The sequence below is a fragment of the Intestinibacter sp. genome (assembly GCF_022780145.1).
Taxonomy (GTDB): Bacteria; Bacillota; Clostridia; order Peptostreptococcales; family Peptostreptococcaceae; genus Intestinibacter.
In genome coordinates this window covers 1-2,777 of sequence record NZ_JALEXO010000162.1, presented here as the reverse complement: position 1 = coordinate 2,777, position 2,777 = coordinate 1, and the positions used below count along the sequence as shown (strand labels likewise).

The 2,777-nt window shown below is 27.3% G+C and carries 5 protein-coding genes; all 5 read right to left on the bottom strand.

From position 1 onward, the window contains the following. Window positions 1-75 precede the first annotated feature (75 nt). Window positions 76-678: a hypothetical protein gene (locus MR593_RS06290; RefSeq protein ID WP_290690955.1), complete on the bottom strand. Its 603-nt coding sequence runs from the start codon at window positions 676-678 to the stop codon at window positions 76-78. A 167-nt stretch (window positions 679-845) separates the two neighbouring features. After that, complete coding sequence (locus MR593_RS06285) at window positions 846-1,067, bottom strand: hypothetical protein (RefSeq protein WP_290690953.1); 222 nt, start codon at window positions 1,065-1,067, stop codon at window positions 846-848. 15 nt (window positions 1,068-1,082) lie between these two features. After that, window positions 1,083-1,646, bottom strand: coding sequence for a DUF3990 domain-containing protein (locus tag MR593_RS06280; RefSeq protein WP_290690949.1), 564 nt, complete (start codon window positions 1,644-1,646; stop codon window positions 1,083-1,085). Between the two features lie 56 nt (window positions 1,647-1,702). Further along, window positions 1,703-2,164, bottom strand: coding sequence for a JAB domain-containing protein (locus tag MR593_RS06275; protein ID WP_290690946.1), 462 nt, complete (start codon window positions 2,162-2,164; stop codon window positions 1,703-1,705). Between the two features lie 130 nt (window positions 2,165-2,294). Further along, window positions 2,295-2,777 (bottom strand): hypothetical protein (locus tag MR593_RS06270; protein WP_290690943.1); only part of this gene is annotated, 483 nt, incomplete at its 5' end.

Here is a 2,777-nt window from a genome sequence, read left to right as displayed (position 1 = left end):
TTACCTATAATCCTAACTATCGGAAACTTACTTATATCCTTAGGAAGGAATTTTATTGGTTTTTCTAATTCCATTTTAAAGTCCTCCATAAAATCTATGGTCAATATAAGAATAGTAAACCTTAACATCTTCGCTTGTAGTAAAGGCTACTGCTGGTGTTAGCTCTAGTAAGCTCTCTACATCATGTGTAAATATTAATTGGTCTATTACATCTTCTTTGCTTCTTTCTTGTACCCATAGGTCTATTATTTCTTCTTTGCTAAAGTATTTCTTCACATATTCAGGATCGTCTAGTCTATCATTTAAAACTCTCTTTGCGACTTCTTCTAAGTTTTCTTTATCTGTGTAGAATATATGACTTTGGCATAATCCTATACCATTATTTAAGATGCTTTCAGCTAATTCACTTGATTCCTCTACAGTTAAATTGTATCTAAAGTCTAAAGAGCTATTTATAAATACATGAGTTCTTAAAATATCTCTATCCATATAAACTCCACCAAAGATTAGGTCAGACAGTATATCCATATTGTCTTGTAAAAATTGTACTTCCTCTTTATTTTCAGCCATATCAAATATTTCTGTAACTCTTTCCTCTGCTAAATTTTCGTATCTATTTTCAACACATTCTATTTCATAAGCTTTCATTTTTTCTATTATATTTTTAGTATCCAACATTGTTATTTCCTCCGATTATTAAATATTTTTTTGAATTAATTTTGTAAATTAAAAAGGGATAGAAACTCGTCTATCCCTTGATATTACTTAAAAAGATAAATAAAATAAAACGGAACTACTTTTATAACGTAATTCCGTTTATTTTTAGCATATTATATATTCAGTTTTTAATTCATAGCCATTTCCATGGGTCTTTTATAATTATAAATTAATTTAGCCCAATAAGAAACTCCATCATGCATAACCATTTCAGGATCTTCTCTAAGTAAGTCATTAATAGGAGATGCTTTAAGCATATCTTTAGCTTCTAATTCTGTTATATTAAAATTTGAAACTAAATTTTGAATGATATAATATTTAAATTCATTTATATCTTTTTCTGAAAACATACTATCAACTCCTTTCTATAACTCTATAATTTTTATTATTTCTAACTCCTTTAATACTCTTTTTGAGTGAAAAGAAAATTGAGTTTTAAAATCTTTATTGTCTATAATAGTATGTGTATTCTTATCTATTTGATACTTTCCTTCACTAAATCTACAAGATAAAGTTGATATACTTACATCAGCAGTTTTACCTATAACAATATCATATTTAGAATCTTTATTATGAAAATCTATATTGTTTTTTTCTAAAAATTCATTATCACATCTGTTATAAATACAAAACTTAGCCCATTCATTATCTGAACCTTTAAACCTTTTTAATTTATATTTTGTCTTCTTTTGATTAATTGTATTTTCATCTATTTCAAATTCAATAACAACAGGTTTTACATCTGCATTTCTATTAAAACGACTTTCTGATTTTGCTCTATAAATAGCTCTTTTTTCTGCAAATTCAAAATTATTAGTGGTATAAAATCCTTTACCAAAATCAACTTCTGTATTTCCTTTTTCTAAATCAATTCCATATTTGAGAATATTATCTGCACTAATATTTGATGTTCCATGATATAACTTCATTTTATACTATAACCTCATTTAACTATTTTATACTTCTATTATACTATAAAATAATTTTACAAAATACAGTTTTCTTTAAACGAAAAGTACTTATTATCTCCCACGATTAAATGGTCTAAAAGCTCTATTCCTAAAATCTCACCAGCATCTTGGATTCTCTTTGTTATTAATTTATCCTCTGAACTTGGTTTTAGTATTTGGCTTGGGTGATTGTGAGCTAACATTATTTTGCTACTATTTGAAAGTATAGCTGTCTTAAACACCTCTCTAGGGTGTACTATAGATGCATTAACAGATCCAACACTTACTACTGAAATATTACTTGGTTGATTTTTTGTATCTAAGCATATTGCTAGTAACTTTTCTCGATCGCAGCCTTCTAATAAATCTTTTACTAATATGAAAGCATCAAAAGGACTTCCGATTTGTCTATTAGCATATTTAATTGAGCTGTCCTTTACCATTTTTATACTTACTATATCTACTCTCTTCGCATTTTCTCTTGATTTCTTTGCCATAACTCTATCTCCTATTCCATTTATCTATGTTTATTTTTTAATTAATTAACGTTTTTAAATATTTATTTTACCTACTCATAATCTGCTAAAACCATTGATATTACTTGATAAAATAAAAATGAGCTATGGTCTATGCCATAGCTCTTACTGGTTGAAGTTGGTCTATATAATATAAAATATTGTTAAAGTTTTTCTTCTCAATAGCATCTACAGAAGTGTAACCAAACTTACCTAATATTTCATATACCTTATTTCTGCTTTTGTTCTTAGCTCTTATATTGAATAGATTTATTTGCTTATCAGAAATTAGATTCTTAGGTCTTTCAGGTTTAACCTCTACTGGTTCATCAGCACTTGCATTTGCTTTATTAGATTTCGCATTTGTCTTAGTATCTACAGTATCTACTTTCGAATCAGCTTTACTTTGTGGAGCTTGTTCGTTTTTAGGTATACTATTTTTAGTACTTGCTGTTTTAACTTTAGCTGTATTATTACCATTACTATTTGCATCAGCATCATTATTGTATTTAGTTTTAATATCTGAAACTCTAGTGTTTACAATGCTTTCGTCTATTTCAGGTGGTGTGTTTACCTCTCTAGTTATTCTCTCTTG

Coding starts and splice junctions, on each gene's coding strand:
- MR593_RS06290 (WP_290690955.1), bottom strand. CDS start 678: ATGTTGGATACTAAAAATATAATAGAAAAAATGAAAGCTTATGAAATA.
- MR593_RS06285 (WP_290690953.1), bottom strand. CDS start 1,067: ATGTTTTCAGAAAAAGATATAAATGAATTTAAATATTATATCATTCAA.
- MR593_RS06280 (WP_290690949.1), bottom strand. CDS start 1,646: ATGAAGTTATATCATGGAACATCAAATATTAGTGCAGATAATATTCTC.
- MR593_RS06275 (WP_290690946.1), bottom strand. CDS start 2,164: ATGGCAAAGAAATCAAGAGAAAATGCGAAGAGAGTAGATATAGTAAGT.